Here is an 18,971-nt window from a genome sequence, read left to right as displayed (position 1 = left end):
GCCGCTCCGGCGTTCCTGTTTCCGGCAGCCCGTTCCCCGCGGACGGGCCGCAGTACGACGAAGGGCCCCCGGTCTGCTGACCGTGGGCCCTTCGTCGGCTGAGCGCCGCCGGTGGCTACTGCTCCCGGCGAAGGTTCGGCTTGAGGTCCTTGAAGCGGGCCAGCAAGCCGTTCACGAAGGACGGGGAGTCGTCGGTGGAGAACTCCTTGGCGATCTGGACCGCCTCGTCGATCACCACCGCGTCCGGTGTCGCGTCCACCCAGATCAGCTCGTACGCACCGAGCCGCAGGATGTTCCGGTCGACGACCGGCATCCGGTCGATCTCCCAGTCCACGGCGTAGGTGACGATGAGGTCGTCGATCCGGTCCGCGTACTGCGCGTACCCCTCGACGAGCTCCATCGTGTACTCGGTGACCGGCGGCTGACGGGTGTCGGACCGCGAGTGCCGCACCCAGTCCGCGAGGACCGTCTTCACGGACTCACCGCGCTGGTCGGCCTCGAAGAGGATCTGGAAGGCACGCTTGCGGGCCGTGTTCCGGGCAGCCACGGTTAGCTGTTCACCCGGCCGAGGTAATCGCCCGAGCGGGTGTCGACCTTGATCTTCTCGCCCGTCGTGATGAAGAGCGGGACACCGATCTCGTAGCCGGTCTCCAGCGTGGCGGGCTTGGTGCCACCGGTGGAACGGTCGCCCTGGACGCCCGGGTCCGTGTGCTGGATGACGAGCTCGACGGCGGCCGGCAGCTCGACGTAGAGCACCTCGCCCTCGTGCTGCGCGACGGAGGCGGTGAAGCCCTCGATCAGGAAGTTGGCGGCGCCGCCGACGGACTTGCGGTCGACCATCAGCTGGTCGTACGTGTCCATGTCCATGAAGACGAAGTACTCGCCGTCCATGTACGAGAACTGCATGTCGCGTCGGTCAATGGTGGCCGTTTCGACCTTCACACCGGCGTTGAACGTCTTGTCGACGACCTTGCCGGAGAGCACGTTCTTGAGCTTGGTGCGCACGAAGGCGGGGCCCTTGCCGGGCTTGACGTGCTGGAACTCGACGACGGACCAGAGCTGGCCTCCGTCGAGCTTGAGCACCAGGCCGTTCTTGAGGTCGTTCGTGGAAGCCACGGTTGCGGAATCTCCTGGACTGAAGCTGGTGGAACGACCGAGGATGCGCGCTAGAGCGCGAGCAGCTCCTTGGTCGTAATGGTGAGTAGCTCGGGTCCGCCGTCCGCCTCGGGGCGCACGACGAGCGTGTCATCGATCCGGACCCCGCCCCGGCCCGGGAGGTGGACCCCCGGTTCGACGGTGACCGGCACGCAAGCGTCCAGTTTACCCATGGCCGCAGGTGCCAGTTGCGGGTCCTCGTCGATTTCGAGCCCCACCCCGTGCCCGGTCCTGGCCGGAAGGCCCTCACCGTGGCCCGCCGAGTCCAGGAGGTGGCGTGCCGCGCGGTCCACGTCGCGGTAGGCGGCGCCGGGCACAAGTGCCTCCCGTCCAGCCCTCTGAGCGGCGAAAACCAGGTCGTAGAGCTCGATCTGCCAGTCGGCCGGAGCGGTGCCGATGACGAAGGTGCGGCCGATCTCGCACCGGTAGCCGCGGTAGTTCGCACCGAGGCAGACGGAGAGGAAATCTCCTTCCTCCACCCTTCGGTCCGAGGGCCTGTGACGGCCCCGGCCGGAGTTGGGACCGGTCGCGACGGAGGTGGCGAAGGCCGGACCGTCGGCGCCGTGGTCCACCAGCCGGCGCTCCAGTTCCAGCGCCAGATGGCGTTCGGTGCGGCCGACCAGAATCGATTCGAGGAGTTCACCGAGCGCCTGGTCGGTGATCTCGGCGGCGATCCGCAGGCAGCCGATCTCCTCCTCGTCCTTGACGATGCGCAGCTGCTCGACGGTGACCCCGAGGTCGGCCAGCCGGAGCTTCGGGGCGACCGCGCCCATGGCACGGTGCCGGGCGACGGTCAGATCGTGCTCCTCGACGGCCAGCGACTCGGCACCCCGGGAGGTGGCCAGATCCGCGGCGGCGACCACCGGATCGCCACCGGTGAGCGACAGCAGGTCCACCCGGAGCTGCTCGTCGGTACGTCCGTCGGCCGGATCACCGGCCGGTGGTCGCGGGCAGAGCAGAACGTCCTCGTCGGGGCCGAGCAGCAGCACGGCGCCCGGCGGCGCTCCCCCTGCCAGATAGCGGACATTGGCGGGGCGGGAGACCAGGGCGGCCGCGGATCCGACGGCGGCGCACCGGTCGCGGAGCAGCCCGCGTCGGACGGCGTACACCTCTGACATGCATCGAGCGTACGAGCGCTGCCCCGGGCCCGCGCGGTCAGCGCACCCGACCGGGGTGCGGGGCGGGCGGTGGGGCCACCGGGCAGGGCGGCCACCGGGCAGGGAGCTACCAGGCCGGGGGGCTGGCTATGGAGCGGGCGAGTATGTCGTCCAGGACGCGGGCGGTGGTCTCCACGTCGTACGTGGAGTTGTCGATGATCGGCAGTCCGGAGCCGTACCAGCCGGCCATCCGGCCGTGGATCCGGGCGACCTCCTCGTCGGAGAGCCGGCGGTTGCCGCTGCGGGCGGCGTTGCGCTCCAGGACGACTTCCAGGCCGGGCAGCAGGACGACGGGCAGCAGGCCGGGGCCCACGTGCCGCTTCCAGCCGCCGAGGCCGACCACGGGGCGGTCCGGGAAGACCGCGTCGTCGAGGATGCAGGAGATGCCGTTGGCCAGGAAGTTGCGGGCGGAGAAGCCGCAGGTGCGGCGGGCCAGCCGGTACTGGGCCTCCGACTGGTCGTTCCACCCCGCCTGCGGGTCCGCGAAGCCGGAGCAGACCCACTCCCGGACGTCGTCGAGGCTGACGTGGGCGGTGGGGACCCGGCGGCGGCTCGCCCAGAGCTTGGCCACGGTGGTCTTCCCGGCGCCCGCGGGCCCGATCAGGAGGACGGCGAGGGTCGCGGTGCCGGTGCCGGGCTCGGCGGGCGGCGCGGGCAGCGGTACGGGCCCGCCGGGAGGCAGCTGGATGTGCCCGGTGCTCTCCCGGGAGACCGGCGCCGGTGCCTGGTGCGGTGCGGGCCCGCTCCAGCCCTGGCCCTGTGCCTGCTGGGCGGCCGGGGGCTGCGGTGGCCCGGCGGGGCGTCCGGCCGGGGGCGGCGGGACGGGACGGCCCGACGGGGGCGGGCCGGGCGGACCGGCCGGGGGCGGGCCCGGCGGTCCGGGATGGCCGGGGTGCTGGGCCTGCTGCGACCATCCGACAGGCCCGGTTCCGGGTCCGTGGGGCGGCGGCAGCGGTGCCCCCACTGCGTGCTGCATCCGGTGGCACTCCGTCTCGTACAGGCAACTGGCGCTGGTGGAACGGCAACCGTACCTTCCCCGGCCGCCACACAGGCAACGGCCGGGGGCGGTGCGAAGTGCCCCGACGGCCGGGTCGGGGCTCCGGTGCGACGGTCCGTCAGTCCGTCAGTTCGTCCGCCAGCGCCCGCAGCGCGAGCCGGTAGGAGCCGATGCCGAATCCCGCCACGGTCCCGGTGGCGACGGGCGCGACCACGGAGTTGTGGCGGAATTCCTCCCGCGCGTACGGGTTCGAGATGTGCACCTCGATCAGCGGGGCGGTGCGCTGGGCTGCCGCGTCCCGCATCCCGTACGAGTAGTGCGTGAACGCACCGGGGTTGAGAACGACCGGAATTGAACCGTCCGCGGCCTCGTGCAGCCAGCGGATCAGCTCCCCCTCGTCGTTGGTCTCCCGGACGTCGACATCGAAGCCGAGCTCCTTGCCGAGCGTGCGGCAGGCCTCGACGAGTCCGGCGTACGAGGTGGCCCCGTAGACATCGGGCTCGCGGGAGCCCAGCCGGCCGAGGTTGGGCCCGTTGAGGACGAGGACCCGTCGGGTCACGCCGACACCTCCCCGTACGCGGCGAGCAGAACGGCCGGGTCGGGGCCCTCCAGGACGGTGGGCTTGCCCAGGCCGTCCAGGACGATGAAGCGCAGCAGGTCGCCGCGGGACTTCTTGTCGACCTTCATGTTCTCCAGCAGCTTGGGCCACTGGTCGCCGCGGTAGGTGAGCGGCAGCCCGACGGACTCCAGGACGGCGCGGTGCCGGTCGGCGGTCGCGTCGTCCAGCCGTCCGGCCAGCCGGCCCAGTTCGGCGGCGAAGACCATGCCGACCGAGACGGCCGCGCCGTGCCGCCACTTGTAGCGCTCGTTCTTCTCGATCGCGTGCGCCAGGGTGTGGCCGTAGTTGAGGATCTCGCGCAGCCCGGACTCCTTGAGATCGCTGGAGACGACCTCTGCCTTGACCCGGATGGCCCGCTCGATGAGCTCGGCGGTGTGCGGTCCGGCCGGCGAGCGAGCGCCTTCCGGGTCCGCCTCGACGAGGTCGAGGATCAACGGGTCCGCGATGAAGCCGGCCTTGATGATCTCGGCCATGCCACTGACGTAGTCGTTGACCGGCAGCGAGTCGAGGGCGGCGAGGTCGCAGAGCACCCCGGCGGGCGGGTGGAAGGCGCCGACGAGGTTCTTGCCCTCGGCGGTGTTGATGCCGGTCTTGCCGCCGACGGCCGCGTCCACCATGGCGAGCACGGTGGTGGGTACGGCGATCCAGCGCACTCCGCGCAGCCAGGTCGCCGCGACGAATCCGGCGACGTCCGTGGTGGCGCCGCCACCCACGCCGACGATGACGTCCGTGCGGGTGAAGCCGGTCTGGCCGAGCGCCTTCCAGCAGTAGGCCGCGACCTCGACGGTCTTGGCCTCCTCGGCGTTCGGCAGCTGGATCGCGATGGCCTCGTAGCCCTGGTCCGCGAGGTCCTGGCGGACGGCCTCGCCGGTCTCCGCGAGTGCCTCGGGGTGCAGGACCGCGACGCGCTTGACGCGGTCACCGATGAACGAGGGCAGCTCGCCCAGCAGCTGGCGGCCGATCACCACCTCGTACGGGTCGGTGCCCGCGCTGCCGGCGATCTGGATGCGAGTGGGTCCCTGGTCGGTCATCGTTGCGTTCTCCCGGCCGGACGACGGCGCGTCCGGCAGTTCCAGTGCTTCGAGGACCGCCTGGGCGACCTCTTGCGGTGTGCGCTCGTCGGTCGCGACGACCGCGCGGGCCACGTCCGTGTAGAGGTGGCGCCGGGCCTCCATGAGTTCGCGCCACTGCCGGCGCGGATTGACGGCGAGCAGCGGGCGCGCGGTGTTCAGCCCGACCCGCTTGACCGCCTCGTCGACGTCCATCGAGAGGTAGACGACCGCGTGGCCGGCCAGCAGGGTCCGCGTCGTCTCGTCGAGGACGGCGCCGCCGCCGAGCGAGAGCACGCCCGTGTGCCCGGCGACCGCGTCGCGCACGGCCGCGCGCTCCAGCTCGCGGAACCGCTCCTCGCCCTCGTCGTAGAAGATCTCCGCGATCGGCTTCCCGGCCGTGGCGACGACATCCGCGTCGGTGTCCCGGTAGGTGGTGCCGAGCCGTCCGGCGAGCAGCTCGCCCACGGTGGACTTGCCGACGCCCATCGGGCCGACCAGGACGATCAGCGGGGCGCTCATCGGATCTGCAGGTTGTCGAGGTACGACTGCACGTTGCGGTGGGTCTCGGGGACGCTGTCGCCACCGAACTTCTCCGCGACCGCGTCGGCGAGCACCAGCGCGACCATCGCCTCCGCGACGATCCCTGCGGCCGGGACCGCACAGACATCGGAGCGCTGGTGGTGGGCCTTGGCGGGCTCACCGGTCACCACGTCGATGGTGGCCAGTGCGCGCGGCACGGTCGCGATGGGCTTCATCGCGGCGCGCACGCGCAGCAGCTCGCCGGTGGTGAGGCCGCCCTCGGTGCCGCCGGAGCGGCCGGAGGCGCGCTTGATGCCGTCCTCGGTCGCCAGGATCTCGTCATGCGCCTGCGACCCCGGCACCCGGGCCAGGTCGAAGCCGTCCCCGACCTCGACGCCCTTGATGGCCTGGATGCCCATGAGCGCCGCGGCGAGGCGGGCGTCGAGCCGCCGGTCCCAGTGGACGTGCGAGCCGAGGCCGACCGGCACCCCGTACGCCAGCACCTCGACCACACCGCCGAGGGTGTCGCCGTCCTTGTGGGCCTGGTCGATCTCGGCGACCATCTGCTTGCTCGCGTCGGCGTCGAGGCAGCGCACCGGGTCGGCGTCGAGCTTGTCCACGTCGGCGGGGACGGGGTAGACCCCGTACGGCGCCTTGGCCGCGGCCAGCTCCACGACATGGCTGACGATCTCGATACCGGCCGTCTCCTTGAGGTACGACCGGGCGACGGCGCCTAGGGCGACGCGCGCGGCGGTCTCCCGGGCGCTGGCGCGCTCCAGGATCGGCCGGGCCTCGTCGAAGCCGTACTTCTGCATGCCGGCGAGATCGGCATGGCCGGGCCGGGGGCGGGTCAGCGGGGCGTTGCGGGCCTGTGCGGCCAGCACGTCGGGGTCGACCGGGTCGGCCGACATGACCTGCTCCCACTTGGGCCACTCGGTGTTGCCCACCATCACGGCGACCGGCGAACCCATGGTCAGCCCGTGCCGTACGCCGCCGAGGAAGGTGACCTCGTCCTGCTCGAACTTCATCCGGGCGCCGCGGCCGTATCCGAGCCGCCGCCGGGCGAGCGCGTCCGCCACCATCTCCGTGGTGACCGGGACACCGGCGGGAAGACCCTCCAGCGTCGCCACCAGTGCGGGGCCGTGCGACTCCCCCGCGGTCAGCCAGCGCAACCTGCTCAACGGTGCTCCTCATGCTCGCGCCTGAAATCCAACGGCGCGACCGGGTGCGCGGCCCTGGCCCGCCGCCCCCGATCCTCCCACGGACCGGACCGCCGTCCCGCCCCCGGTCCAGCAGACGGACGGATCAAACCGCCGCGGGCACGGTCAGCGGGCGGCCAGCGCCTGCTCGCCGGCCTGCCGCATGGCGGCCAGGGGTGCGGGCCCGCGACCGGTCATCTGCTCGACCTGGAGAACGGCTTGGTGCACCAGGAGGTCGAGACCTCCGACCACTGGGCCGCCGCGGGCTGCCCAGGCGGCCGCGAGTCCGGTGGGCCAGGGCTCGTACAGCACGTCGAAGAGTGTGCCGGGGGTCTCCGGTACGTCATCGGTGAGCGCGTCCGTGGCTCCGGCCGGGGTGGTCGCGATGACCAGCGGGGCCCGCAGCGCCTGCTCGGCCTCCGCCCAGTCCGCGATCCGTACGTCGACGCCGAGCCGTTCGCCCCAGCCGCGCATCTCGTCACCGCGTTCCCGGCTGCGGACGTAGGCCGTGACCGGTCCCGCGCAGATCTCGGAGAGGGCGGCGAGGGCGGAGGAGGCGGTGGCGCCGGCGCCGAGCACGGCGGCGGATTCGGTCTTCTCCACGCCACGCTCGCGCAGGGCGGCGATCATGCCGGGGATATCGGTGTTGTCGCCGACGCGGCGGCCGTCCTCGGTGAACACGACCGTATTGACGGCCTCGACCGAGGAAGCGATCTCGCTGACCGAGTCCAGCAGCGGAAGAATCGCCCGCTTGAGCGGCATGGTCAGCGAGAGCCCGGCCCAGGAGGAGTCCAGCCCCTCGATGAACCCGGGCAGCGCGGCCTCGTCGATCTCGAAGCGGTCGTAGGACCAGTCGTCGAGTCCGAGTGCGGCGTACGCGGCCCGGTGCAGGACCGGGGAGAGCGAGTGGGCGATGGGCGAGCCGAGAACGGCTGCCCTGTGACGCCCGTCAGTCGATGCCATGAATTTTATTGAATTTCTCTGTGAGTTTCGCGTGCTCTGCGGCCGTCTTCGTGAAATCGGTCTTCTTGCCGTCGAGCGAGATAAAGAACATCCACCCATCACTGGTGGGGCTGAGCGTCGCACGCAGAGCCTCGTCCCCAGGATTACTGATGGGGCCCGGCGGCAGACCGGCGTGGTAATAGGTGTTGTACGGATCCGTGTTGGTACGGATCTCGGACAGATTGATCTTGATCTTGCTCTGCTTGTTCAGGTAATTGAACGCGGAGTCGAATTCAAGTTTACGGTTCGTTGCCGTGTTATCCGGCTTCAGGCGGTTGTAGACGACTTCGGCCATCTTGCGGAAGTCGTCGTGCGTCAGCCCCTCCGCCTGGACCAGGCTGGCGACGGTCAGCACCTGCCACGGGCCGTCCAGCTTGTACTTCTTGGCGGCCGCTTCGAGGTCGAGCTTGTCGTACTCGTCATTGGACCGCTCGACCATCTTCTTCAGGATCGCCTCCGGCTTGGTTTCCTTCGTGACCGGATATGCGGCCGGGTAGAGGAAGCCTTCCAGTGGGTCCTTGATGTCCTTGTTCTTGCTCGCCCAGCCGGGCAGGCCGAGTGTGGTCGCCTTGGATTTGGCGATGCCCTCGGTCGTGCCCTTCTTGAGGTCCAGCTTCGTATCGATCAGCGTGTAGACAGCGCCGTTGCGAGACCCCTCGGGAATCACCAGCAGGTTCTGGCTCTTCGGGTCGACCATCATCTTCACGGCCTCGGCCGCGGACATCTTCTCGTGCAGGAGATAGACGCCGGCCTGGATCGACTTCCCCTTGGGGTTCTCGCTCTGCGCGGAGACGAAGGCGTCGACACTCTTGACCACACCCTGCTTCTTCAGGATGTTGGCGATGTCGTATCCGTACGAACCCTTGGGGATCTCGATCTCGACGGTCCCCGAGCCGCTTCCCGCGTAGTCCTCCGCGGGGCCGAACTTGTCCTGGTAGTACGAGTAGCCGAAGTAGCCCACTCCGCCCACGCCGCCGACCAGGACAAGAGAGATGACCAGGCAGGCGCAGCCGCTGCGGCCCTTCTTCTTCTTGCCCTTGCCCCGGCGCTCGTCCCCGCCCCCGCGGCGGGAGTCGCGGGCGTCATCGTCGTCGTCGTAGTCGTCGTCCTTGCCCTCGCTGTCGTCCACGCCCGTGAAGAAGGGGTGGGTCTCCTCCGGCTGGACCTCGGGGTCCCAGTCGGGGTTCTGCGCAGGCGTCTGTTCGGGTGCTTGCTCGGGTACGGCCTGGCGGCGGCCCGGAGGCTGCGGAGGCGGGTAGGCATCAGGGGTGCCGTAGTAGTCGTTCGTCTCGCCGTAGCCGTACCCGGCGGCGGGCTGCCCCTCGTACGGCATCGCGGCCGGCTGCTGCCCGGTGTCCCAGCCGCCGTTGTAGGGAGGCTGCTGGCCGTACGGATCCTGCTGGGCTCCGTACTGGGGCTGCTGCTGGTACTGCTGCTGCGCGTAGGGGTCCTGCTCCTGCTGCGGCTGCTGTGCGTAGGGATCCTGATGCTGCTGCTGCGCGTAGGGATCCTGCGCCTGCTGGTGCTGCGGCGCATACGGATCGTGCGGCTGCTGCTGAGCCGCGTACGGGTCCTGCTGCTGCGCGTAGGTGCCCTGCGGCTGCTGGTGCTGCTGCGCGTACGGGTCGTGCGGCTGCTGCTGGGCGGCGTACGGGTCCTGCGGGTAGGGCTGCTGCTGGCCGCCGTACTGGCCCTGGCCGTGGGCAGGCTGCTGGCCCTCCCATCCCTGGTCCCCGTACAAGGGGTCCTCGGGATGCCACGGTTCGGAGCCGGGGCCCCGGCCATACTCAGTCATCGATCCCCTTGAGCCGCGAGACGACGTTCCGTCTCTTTGCTGTGCGGTGTTTGTTCGAACACCGCCGCATCGCGCGGAACGTTACCGTATCGCGATCAGACAACCACTTCGACGCCCTCACCCGGAGGATTACCCGAAGCCCGTTCGGACTCCAGAGCGTTCTGAAGGATCACCACAGCGGCAGCCTGATCGATAACGGACCGGCCCTTTTTGGACTTCACGCCCGATGCGCGCAGGCCCTGACTCGCCGTCACTGTGGTCATCCTCTCGTCCACCAGCCGCACCGGAATGGGTGCGACCGCGCGGGCGAACACATCCGCGAAGGCGCGGACCTTGGCCGCGGCCGGCCCCTCTCCCCCGCCGAGTGAACGGGGCAGCCCGACGATGACCTCGATCGGCTCGTACTCCGCCACGATCTGCCCGAGCCGCCGGTGGGCGGCCGGGACATCACGTCCCGGCACGGTCTCCACCGGCGTGGCGAGGATCCCGTCGGGGTCGCACGAGGCGACCCCGATCCGGGCGTCCCCGACGTCGACCGCCAGTCGGCGGCCGCGGCGTATCTGCGTCATGTCCGGCGTCACGCCGTCTCGGTGACGAGGCGTTCGACAGCGGCGACGGCTTCACCGATGGCGTTCGGGTCGGTGCCGCCGCCCTGGGCGACGTCCGGCTTGCCGCCGCCTCCGCCACCGAGCGTCTTGGCGGCGGTGCGGACCAGGTCACCGGCCTTGAGGCCGCGCTCGCGGGCGGCCTCGTTGGTCGCGATGACGGTCAGCGGGCGGCCGTTGGCCGTGGTGAACAGGGCCACGACGGCCGGGCGGCCGCCCTGGATGCGCCCACGGACGTCGAGGACGAGCCTGCGCAGGTCGTCGGCGGTGGTGCCGTCCGGGACCTGACCCGTGACCAGGGCGACGCCCCGGACGTCCTGGGCGGACTCGACCAGTCCGGCGGCGGCCGCCAGGACCTTCTCCGCACGGAACTTCTCGATCTCCTTCTCGGCGTCCTTCAGCTTGCCGAGCATTCCGGCGATCTTCTCCGGGAGCTCCTCGGGACGGCCCTTGACCAGCTCCTGGAGCTGGGCGACGACCGTGTGCTCCCTGGCGAGGAAGTTGTACGCGTCAACGCCGACGAGGGCCTCGATGCGGCGCACGCCGGAGCCGATGGACGACTCCCCGAGCAGCTTGACCAGGCCGAGCTGGGCGGTGTTGTGGACGTGCGTGCCGCCGCACAGCTCCTTGGAGAAGTCCCCGATGGTGACGACCCGGACCCGCTCGCCGTACTTCTCGCCGAACTCGGCGATGGCGCCCTGCTTCTTGGCCTCGTCGATGGACATGACCTCGGCCTGGACGTCGAGCTCGCGGGAGAGCACGGCGTTGATCTTCTGCTCGACGTCGGTGAGGACCGTGCCGGGTACGGCGGCGGGCGAACCGAAGTCGAAGCGGAAGCGGCCGGGGGAGTTCTCCGAGCCGGCCTGGGCGGCCGTCGGGCCCAGTGCGTCGCGCAGGGCCTGGTGCGTGAGGTGGGTGGCGCTGTGGGCGCGGGCGATGGCCCGGCGGCGGGTGTTGTCGATGGAGGCGAGGGCGGCGGCACCGACCGTCACCTCGCCGACCTGGACGACGCCCTTGTGGACGTGGACGCCGGGAACGGGCTTCTGGACGTCGCGGACCTCGATCACGGCACCGGTGTCGAGCCGGATCCGCCCGGTGTCGGCGAGCTGGCCGCCGCCCTCGGCGTAGAACGGGGTGCGGTCCAGGACGACCTCGACCTCGTCGCCCTCGGAGGCGGCGGGCGAGGGAACGCCGTCGACGAGGAGGCCGACGATCGTCGACTCGCCCTCGGTCATGGTGTAGCCGGTGAACTCGGTGGCGCCGGAGTTGTCGGCGACCTCCCGGTAGGCGGACAGGTCGGCGTGCCCGGTCTTCTTGGCGCGGGCGTCGGCCTTGGCCTTGTCCCGCTGCTCCTGCATGAGGCGGCGGAACCCGTCCTCGTCCACGGACAGGCCCTGTTCGGCGGCCATCTCCAGGGTGAGGTCGATCGGGAAGCCCCAGGTGTCGTGGAGCAGGAACGCCTTGTCGCCGGCGATGACCCGTCCGCCGGTGGCCCTGGTCTCGGTGACGGCGGTCTCGAGGATGTTCGTGCCGCCCTTGAGGGCCTTGAGGAAGGCGGCCTCCTCGGCGAGGGCGACGGTCTCGATGCGCTTGCGGTCGGTGATGAGCTCGGGGTACTGGAGCCCCATCGTCTCGATCACGACGCCGACCAGCTCGTTGACGACGGAACCGGTGGCGCCCATCAGCCGCATCATCCGGATGGCGCGGCGCATGATGCGGCGCAGCACGTAGCCGCGGCCCTCGTTGCCGGGGGTGACGCCGTCACCGATGAGCATCACGGAGGTGCGCATGTGGTCGGCGACCACGCGCAGCGAGACGTCCGTGCCCTCGGCGGCGCCGTAGCGCACACCGGTCAGCTCGGTGGCCCTGTCCATGACGACGCGCAGGGTGTCTGTCTCGTACATGTTCCGCACGCCCTGCAGGATCATCGCGAGGCGTTCGAGGCCGAGACCGGTGTCGATGTTCTTGGAGGGCAGGTCCCCGAGGATCGGGAAGTCCTCCTTGCCGTCGCCGGCGCCACGCTCGTACTGCATGAAGACCAGGTTCCAGATCTCCACGTAGCGCTCGTCGTTGACGGCCGGGCCGCCCTCGACGCCGAACTCGGGGCCGCGGTCGTAGTTGATCTCGGAACAGGGACCGCAGGGGCCGGGGACGCCCATGGACCAGAAGTTGTCCTTCTTGCCCAGGCGCTGGATGCGCTCGGCGGGGACGCCGATCTTGTCGCGCCAGATCTGCTCGGCCTCGTCGTCGTCGAGGTAGACCGTGATCCACAGCCGCTCGGGGTCGAGGCCGAAGCCGCCGTCCGCCACGGAGCCGGTGAGCAGCTCCCAGGCGTACTCGATGGCGCCTTCCTTAAAGTAGTCACCGAAGGAGAAGTTCCCGCACATCTGGAAGAAGGTGCCGTGCCGGGTGGTCTTGCCGACCTCTTCGATGTCCGGCGTGCGGACGCACTTCTGCACGCTGGTGACGCGCGGGGCGGGCGGCTTGACCTCGCCGAGGAAGTACGGCTTGAAGGGGACCATGCCCGCCGGGACCAGCAGCAGAGTCGGGTCGTCCGCGATGAGCGACGCCGAAGGGACGACGGTGTGACCGCGCTCCTCGTAGAAGCTCAGCCAGCGGCGACGAATTTCAGCCGACTCCATCAGTGGTCCTCATTCCGGTTGTACGAGTTGTAGGGGAGCGTGCGGTTGCGGGCGGGCGCCCCGCGCCGCCTGCGGGGCGGGGCCGGCTCGACGGCGGCATGGGGCAGCACGGGGAGGTCGGGGTCGACCGGCGCTTCGAGACCCAGCGCCTCGCCCAGTTCGGCCTCGCGCCTGACCATGCCCTCGCGGACGTCCAGCGCGAAGTCCTTGAGCCTGTGACCGGCCACGACCGCCTTGTCGGCGGCCTGCGCCGCGAGGCTCTCGGGGGTCAGCTGCTTGATCTTCCGGTTGACCTTGGCGGTGGCCCATACCCCGGCGGCTGCGCCGGCGGTGAACCAGAACGTACGGCGGAACATCGCTGCGTCAGTCCTTCGATCCGCGGGAGTTTTTGCCGTTGCGCTTCCTGCCACGCGCGGACGGCACGGTCCGGCCGACGATCACCGACCGCCGGGAACGCGCTTCCGGTTCGGGAGCGGTCTTGCGGCCGATGGCCTGCCGGACCCCGTAGCCGAACGCGGCGACCTTGACGAGCGGACCGCCGAGCGTGGAGGCCACGGTGGTGGAGAGCGCCGAGGCGTTGGAGGTGACCTCCTGGACGTCCGTCGCGATCGCGTCGACCTTGTCGAGCTGGGTCCGCGCGGAACGTACGGTCGCGGAGGCGTCCGCGAGCAGCGGGACGGCCTGTTCGGTCACGTCCGCCACGAGTCTGGTGGTCGCCCTGAGCGTCTGGGCGAGCCTCACCAGCACGACGGCGAGGAACGAAACCAGGATCGCCCAGAAGACGGCCACCAGGATCCCGGCCACCTCACCACCGGACACAGTGCACCGCTCTCTCTGGCTTGTCGTCTGTCTCTGCGTTGTTCCGTGTTGTTCAGCGTTGTTCTTGTTCTGCGTTGCTCTTCCGCTCTGTTCGGCGGCGGCCCCCATAGCGGCCGGTCACCGCCTCCGAGCCTATCGCGCCGGGGCTCGCGCCCTGTACCGCATTACCACCTGGCACGGCGGCAGTTCCGGGAACGAGATTGTACGGAGCGCTTTCGGGCCAGTACTCTGCGTGTTTCATGCGACGCTCTCAGCGCCCCTTCCCCTCCTCCGACGATCCGGGTACGCCGCCGACCGCCCGCGGCGGGCCGGTACGCGCTCTTACGGGCAATCTCCCGGCGGAACTGAACAGGTTCGTGGGACGCGACGAGGAGTTGGCCGATCTCGCCGGACTCCTGGAGGAGTCCCGGCTCGTCACCGTCGTGGGGGTGGGCGGGGTCGGCAAGACCCGTCTGGTGACCAGGGCCGCGGCCCTTCTGGAGAAACGGTACTGCGACGGGGTCTGGCTGCTGGAGCTGTCCGCGGTCCACGATCCGGAACTGCTGGAGCACGCGCTCGTCGACGCGCTGGGCCTGACCGACCACACCAGCAGACCGCCCCGCACCACGCTCCTCGAACACTGCGCCGGGCGCCGGCTCCTGCTGGTGATCGACGGCTTCGAACATCTGGTGGACGCCTGTGCGGAGTTGGTACGTGACCTGCTGCGCCGGGCCCCCCGGCTGCGGGTGCTCGCGGCCGGCCGGCTGCCGCTGGAACTCGACGGCGAGGCCACCTACGCGCTCGCGACCATGACCGAGCGGGACGCGCTCCGGCTCTTCGCGGAGCGCGCCACCGCGGTACAGCCGGAGTTCCGGCTGACCGAGCACACCCGGGGCGCGGCGCAGGAGCTCTGCCGCCGGCTGGACGGCATTCCGCTCGCCCTCGAGCTGGCGGCCGGGCGGCTGCGGGCGCTCTCGGCGGAACAGGTGCTGGAACGCCTCGACGACCGCTTCCGCCTGCTGACGGGCGGCAGCCGCAGCGCGCTGGCCCGCCACCAGACGCTGCGCACGGCCATCGGCTGGAGCCATGAGCTCTGTGCCCCGGAGCAGCGGCTGCTGTGGTCACGGCTCTCGGTCTTCGCCGGGCAGTTCGACCTGGAGGCGGTCGAGTACGTCTGCAGCGGCTCCGGCCTGCCGGCCGACTCGGTGCTCGACGTGCTCTCCGGGCTGCTCGCGCAGTCCATCGTGCTGCGGGAGGACTCGGCGGCCGGCACCCGCTACCGGATGCTCGACACGGTGCGCGAGTACGGCGCCGAGTGGCTGGCCGCCACCGGTGAGACGGAGCGGCTGCGCCGGCGCCACCGCGACTGGTTCCTGGGGCTGGCGACCTGGTGCGAGCTGGACTGGTTCAGCCCGCGCCAGAGCGAGGTGGCGGCCCGGGTGGAGAGCGAACTGCCCAATCTGCGGCGGGCCATGGAGTGTTCGCTGGAGTGCCCGGAGGAGGCTCATCTCGCCCAGTACCTGGCGGGCACGCTCTGGTTCCTGTGGGTCGGCTGCGGGCGACTGTCCGAGGGGCGGCACTGGCTGGACCATGTACTGGAGGAGGAGACGCCGTACGACTCCTCGCGGCTGAAGGCGCTGTGGGTGCTCGGCTACGTCGCGGTGCTGCAGGGGGACCCGGTGGGGGCGATCTCGGCGCTGACCGAGTGCCGGGAAGAGGCGGATCTGGCCGGTGACGCGACGGCGTCGGCGTACGCGCTGCACCGCACCGGCTGCCTGGCGCTCGTCACGGACGACACCGCGCGCGCACAGGAACTGCTGCACGAGGCGCTCGGCCGCTACCGGGAACTCGGGGAGCTCAACAGCAATGTACTGATGGCCCAGGTCGAGCTGGCGATGTCGGTCGGGTTCCGGGGGGAGCTGGACCGCGCGGTCAACATCTGCGAGGAGGTCCGGGAGATCTGCGAGGACCACGGGGAGCGGTGGGCCCTCAGCTACGCGCTGTTCGTCCTGGCCTTCGCCGCGCTGGAACGGGGCCGCCCGGTCCGGGCCAGGGAGCTCCTCGGGGAGTCGCTCTCCATCAGCCACGCCTTCCACGACCTGCTCGGCACCGTGCTCTCGCTGGAACTGCTGGCGCTGGTCACGGTGGTCGAGGGCGACGCGGGCGAGGCCGCGCTGCTGCAGGGAGCCGCCGAACAGATCTGGCCATCGGTGGGACTGCCGCTGTTCGGCTCGGCGCACTACGGGGCGCCGAGGGCCCGGTGCGAGGAGCTGGCCCGCCATGAGCTGGGCGAGGAGCGGTACGCGTCGCAGCGACGGGCCGGCGCCGCGCTCGGCGCCGACGCGGTGGTGGCCAGAGCGCTGGCCGGGCGTCCGGGGCAGCGGCGCGGTGACGCGGAGACCGGCGCACCGGAGGCCCCGGGGCCCGTTCCCGATGCCGGGAAAACGCGAAAGCCCGCCGCCTCCCCAGCATCGGGAAGGGGCGGGCCTGAGCGCCGGTGAAGAGCGGCTACGCCTGGATCAGCGGGCGTAGTACTCGACGACGAGCTGCTCGTCGCAGATCACGGGGATTTCCTTGCGGTTCGGGTCCCGGTCAAGGCGGAAGGCCAGGGCCTTCAGGTTCACCTGCAGGTAGCGCGGGGTCTCACCGTCGGTGTCGTAACCACCCTCGCGGGCAACCTGGAAGGGGTGCTTGTCGCGGCTGCGCTCGCGGACCATCACGATGTTGTCGGGACGGACACGGAAGGACGGCTTGTCCACCTTGTGGCCGTCGACCTCGATGTGACCGTGCACGACCATCTGGCGCGCCTGGTAGATCGTCTTGGCGATGCCCGAACGCAGCACCAGCGCGTCGAGACGGCGCTCGAGCTCGACGACGAGCGCCTCGCCCGTCTTGCCCTCGGCCTTCTTGGCGCGGTCGTAGGCACGCGCCATCTGGCGCTCGCTGATGTCGTACTGGGCGCGCAGACGCTGCTTCTCGAGCAGACGGACCTTGTAGTCCGAGTTCTGCTTGCGGCCGCGACCGTGCTCGCCCGGCGGGTAGGGGCGCGCCTCGAAGTACTTGACGGCCTTCGGCGTCAGCGCAATGCCGAGCGCGCGGCTCTTCTTGACCTTGGGACGCGACTGATTAGGCACGTTCTCCAGACCTCCGTTGTAGGTTAGGTTAGGCTCACCTTACTCAAGGAGATCGCATGTCTCGCCCTGGGAACACCACACACGTCACGGACAGCACAGACAGCGGCAGCACACATGAAGGTGCTGCTACGACGGAAGGCCGATCTGATCGTGGTCAGCCGCGTCCCAGCGGGCTTGAAAACACTCGGATGCCGTCAGCAGCCGAGCGCACACGAACTCTCGTACAGAGTACCTGCTCTTCGGCACTGCTCATCCCCGGCCTCGATTCCGCGGGCTCGGACCAGCTGATGCCGCTGTCCCGCAGCGTGGGTCCTGACGGGGACCTCTTCCTCGAATTCCCCACGGATTCCCCGGCGGTACGGGCCGCGACGCACGCCCAGGACGACGAGCTGACCGCTGTGCTGGAGATCACCGACGTGGCCCCGGTCTCCGTACCGCACCGCATCCGCGGCCGGGCCCGGGTCTTCGGCTGGCTCACCACGGTACCGGGCATGGCCGGGCCGGGCCGGATGCTGCTCCGGCTGGAGACGGGCGAGGCGTACGTGGACGACCTCTGGGGTGCGCAGAGCGTGGAGCCCGAGGAGTTCCGGGACGCTCGCGCCGACCCGCTCGTCATCCACGAGGCGGAGCTGCTGCAGCACCTGCACGCGGCCCACCGCGAACAGCTGGACACACTGTGCGGTCTGCTGGGTGAGCGGACACCGGCAGACTGCCCGGCGCACCGGCCGGCCGTCGTGCCGCTCGCACTGGACCGGCTGGGACTGCGGGTGCGGGTGTGCGAACAGGACGGCAGGTGCTTCGACGCACGCTTCGAGTTCCCCGAGCCGGTGCGCGATGTGACCGAGCTGCGGCACGCCATGCACACGCTCTTCGAAGCGGCCGCGCACTGAAGGGCCGGAGTGCCGGGGCCCGGCTACGCCCCGGACGGACCCGCTTCGCCGTCGCCGCCGGAACGGCCGAGCCGCTCGCGGACCCGGTCCGCCACATCCGCGTAACGCGCCTCGGCGCCGTACCGAGTGGGCTGGTAGTAGCGCTTGTCGCGCACGGCGTCCGGGGCGTACTGCTGGGCGGCGATACCGCCGGGGACATCGTGCGGATAGACATAGCCCTGCGCGTGCCCCAGCTTGGCGGCCCCCTTGTAGTGGCCGTCGCGCAGATGGGCCGGGACGGGGCCGGCCAGCCCCTTGCGCACATCCTCCTGGGCGGCGGAGATCGCCATCGTCGCCGCGTTGGACTTGGGGGCGAGGGCCAGGGCGATCGTGGCGTGGCTGAGGGTGAGCGCCGCCTCCGGGAAGCCGATCATCGCGACGGCCTGGGCCGCCGCGACCGCTGTGGGCAGCGCCGTGGGGTCCGCGAGCCCGATGTCCTCGCTGGCCGAGATCATCAGCCGCCGGGCGATGAACCGGGGGTCCTCCCCCGCCTCGATCATCCGCGCCAGATAGTGCAGCGCGGCATCGACGTCCGAGCCCCGGATCGACTTGATCAGGGCGCTCGCCACGTCGTAGTGCTGGTCACCGTCCCGGTCGTACTTCACCGCGGCGCGGTCGACCGTCTCCTCCAGGGTCAGGAGGGTGATCTCCGGCTCCCCCTTGGACAGCGCCGCACCGGCCGCCGCCTCCAGCGCCGTCAGCGCGCGGCGTGCGTCGCCGCCCGCGATGCGCAGCAGATGTTCCTCGGCGTCCTCGGGCAGCGTCACCGCGCCGCCCAGTCCGCGCTCGTCGGCCAGGGCCCGGTGCAGCAGACCGCGCAGGTCGTCGTCGGTCAGCGATTCCAGGGTCAGCAGCAGTGAGCGCGAGAGCAGCGGGGAGATGATCGAGAAGTACGGATTCTCGGTGGTAGCCGCGATCAGCGTCACCCAGCGGTTCTCCACGGCCGGCAGCAGCGAGTCCTGCTGTGCCTTGGAGAAGCGGTGGATCTCGTCCAGGAAGAGGACGGTCTCCTTGCCGTAGCCACCGGTGGCGCGCCGGGCGCCCTCGATGACCGCCCGCACTTCCTTGACGCCCGCGGTGATCGCGGAGAGCTCGACGAAGCGCTTGTTGGTGGCCTTGCTGACCACGTACGCCAGGGTCGTCTTCCCGATGCCGGGGGGACCCCAGAGGATCACCGACGAGGGGCCCGCCGGTCCGCCGCTGCCTTCTCCGACGAGGCGGCGCAGCGGCGAGCCCGGCTTGAGCAGATGCTGCTGGCCGACGACCTCGTCGAGGATACGGGGACGCATCCGGACAGCTAGGGGGCTGCTGGACGGGTCCTTCTCCTGGCGGTCTTCGGCTGCTGCGGTAAATAGGTCGGGCTCCACG

17 protein-coding genes are annotated in these 18,971 nt (G+C 70.7%); 2 read left to right on the top strand and 15 right to left on the bottom strand.

Annotated elements, in window-relative coordinates; translation table 11 throughout:
• Positions 1–115: 115 nt before the first annotated feature.
• The 13 genes from nusB to ACGFU6_RS28690 all read right to left on the bottom strand — a co-directional run bounded on the left by nusB (position 116) and on the right by ACGFU6_RS28690 (position 13,546).
• Positions 116–547 (bottom strand): transcription antitermination factor NusB, encoded by a 432-nt coding sequence (nusB, locus tag ACGFU6_RS28750; protein ID WP_393615075.1) that lies wholly within the window; start codon positions 545–547, stop codon positions 116–118.
• Positions 548–549: 2 nt separating this feature from the next.
• The gene (efp, locus tag ACGFU6_RS28745; protein ID WP_393615073.1) at positions 550–1,116 is read right to left on the bottom strand and encodes an elongation factor P; all 567 of its coding nucleotides are present in this window, start codon (positions 1,114–1,116) and stop codon (positions 550–552) included.
• Between the two features lie 50 nt (positions 1,117–1,166).
• Positions 1,167–2,273, bottom strand: coding sequence for an aminopeptidase P family protein (locus ACGFU6_RS28740; protein ID WP_393615072.1), 1,107 nt, complete (start codon positions 2,271–2,273; stop codon positions 1,167–1,169).
• Between the two features lie 106 nt (positions 2,274–2,379).
• The gene (locus tag ACGFU6_RS28735; RefSeq protein WP_393615071.1) at positions 2,380–3,288 is read right to left on the bottom strand and encodes a Pro-rich N-terminal domain-containing protein; all 909 of its coding nucleotides are present in this window, start codon (positions 3,286–3,288) and stop codon (positions 2,380–2,382) included.
• A 139-nt stretch (positions 3,289–3,427) separates the two neighbouring features.
• Positions 3,428–3,868 carry a type II 3-dehydroquinate dehydratase gene (aroQ, locus tag ACGFU6_RS28730; protein WP_024491791.1) on the bottom strand — a complete coding sequence of 147 codons (441 nt, stop codon included), beginning with the start codon at positions 3,866–3,868 and terminating at the stop codon, positions 3,428–3,430.
• On the bottom strand, positions 3,865–5,499 hold the full coding sequence (aroB, locus tag ACGFU6_RS28725) for a 3-dehydroquinate synthase (protein WP_393615069.1): 1,635 nt from the start codon (positions 5,497–5,499) through the stop codon (positions 3,865–3,867). Before aroB ends, aroQ begins: the two co-directional genes overlap by 4 nt.
• Positions 5,496–6,680 (bottom strand): chorismate synthase, encoded by a 1,185-nt coding sequence (aroC, locus tag ACGFU6_RS28720; protein WP_393615068.1) that lies wholly within the window; start codon positions 6,678–6,680, stop codon positions 5,496–5,498. Before aroC ends, aroB begins: the two co-directional genes overlap by 4 nt.
• 144 nt (positions 6,681–6,824) lie before the next feature.
• The gene (locus tag ACGFU6_RS28715) at positions 6,825–7,661 is read right to left on the bottom strand and encodes a shikimate dehydrogenase (RefSeq protein ID WP_393615066.1); all 837 of its coding nucleotides are present in this window, start codon (positions 7,659–7,661) and stop codon (positions 6,825–6,827) included.
• Positions 7,648–9,495: an endolytic transglycosylase MltG gene (gene mltG / locus ACGFU6_RS28710; protein ID WP_393615065.1), complete on the bottom strand. Its 1,848-nt coding sequence runs from the start codon at positions 9,493–9,495 to the stop codon at positions 7,648–7,650. Before mltG ends, ACGFU6_RS28715 begins: the two co-directional genes overlap by 14 nt.
• 95 nt (positions 9,496–9,590) lie before the next feature.
• Entirely contained in the window at positions 9,591–10,064 is a 474-nt protein-coding gene (gene ruvX, locus ACGFU6_RS28705; RefSeq protein WP_393615064.1) for a Holliday junction resolvase RuvX, read from the bottom strand.
• 8 nt (positions 10,065–10,072) lie between these two features.
• Positions 10,073–12,742, bottom strand: a complete 2,670-nt coding sequence (gene alaS / locus ACGFU6_RS28700; RefSeq protein ID WP_393615062.1) for an alanine--tRNA ligase — start codon at positions 12,740–12,742, stop codon at positions 10,073–10,075.
• Entirely contained in the window at positions 12,742–13,098 is a 357-nt protein-coding gene (locus tag ACGFU6_RS28695; RefSeq protein ID WP_393615060.1) for a DUF6167 family protein, read from the bottom strand. Before ACGFU6_RS28695 ends, alaS begins: the two co-directional genes overlap by 1 nt.
• A 7-nt stretch (positions 13,099–13,105) precedes the next feature.
• Complete coding sequence (locus ACGFU6_RS28690; protein WP_393615227.1) at positions 13,106–13,546, bottom strand: DUF948 domain-containing protein; 441 nt, start codon at positions 13,544–13,546, stop codon at positions 13,106–13,108.
• A gap of 254 nt (positions 13,547–13,800) precedes the next feature.
• Between ACGFU6_RS28690 and ACGFU6_RS28685 the strand changes: the two genes are divergently transcribed.
• On the top strand, positions 13,801–16,041 hold the full coding sequence (locus ACGFU6_RS28685) for an ATP-binding protein (protein ID WP_393615058.1): 2,241 nt from the start codon (positions 13,801–13,803) through the stop codon (positions 16,039–16,041).
• 18 nt (positions 16,042–16,059) lie between these two features.
• On the opposite strand, the gene rpsD is transcribed toward ACGFU6_RS28685, so the two are convergent.
• On the bottom strand, positions 16,060–16,674 hold the full coding sequence (rpsD, locus tag ACGFU6_RS28680) for a 30S ribosomal protein S4 (RefSeq protein ID WP_123528313.1): 615 nt from the start codon (positions 16,672–16,674) through the stop codon (positions 16,060–16,062).
• A gap of 188 nt (positions 16,675–16,862) precedes the next feature.
• On the opposite strand from rpsD, the gene ACGFU6_RS28675 reads away from it, so the two are divergent.
• Positions 16,863–17,564, top strand: a complete 702-nt coding sequence (locus ACGFU6_RS28675; RefSeq protein WP_393615056.1) for a DUF2470 domain-containing protein — start codon at positions 16,863–16,865, stop codon at positions 17,562–17,564.
• 23 nt (positions 17,565–17,587) lie between these two features.
• Here the strand turns inward: ACGFU6_RS28675 and ACGFU6_RS28670 are convergent, their stop codons facing one another.
• Positions 17,588–18,970: a replication-associated recombination protein A gene (locus ACGFU6_RS28670; protein ID WP_393615054.1), complete on the bottom strand. Its 1,383-nt coding sequence runs from the start codon at positions 18,968–18,970 to the stop codon at positions 17,588–17,590.
• Position 18,971: the final 1 nt, after the last annotated feature.

The sequence above is a fragment of the Streptomyces sp. NPDC048462 genome (genome assembly GCF_043200175.1).
Taxonomy (GTDB): Bacteria; Actinomycetota; Actinomycetes; order Streptomycetales; family Streptomycetaceae; genus Streptomyces.
Note: the sequence above shows the minus strand (reverse complement) of the source record. Positions and strands in the feature narration are given on the sequence as shown.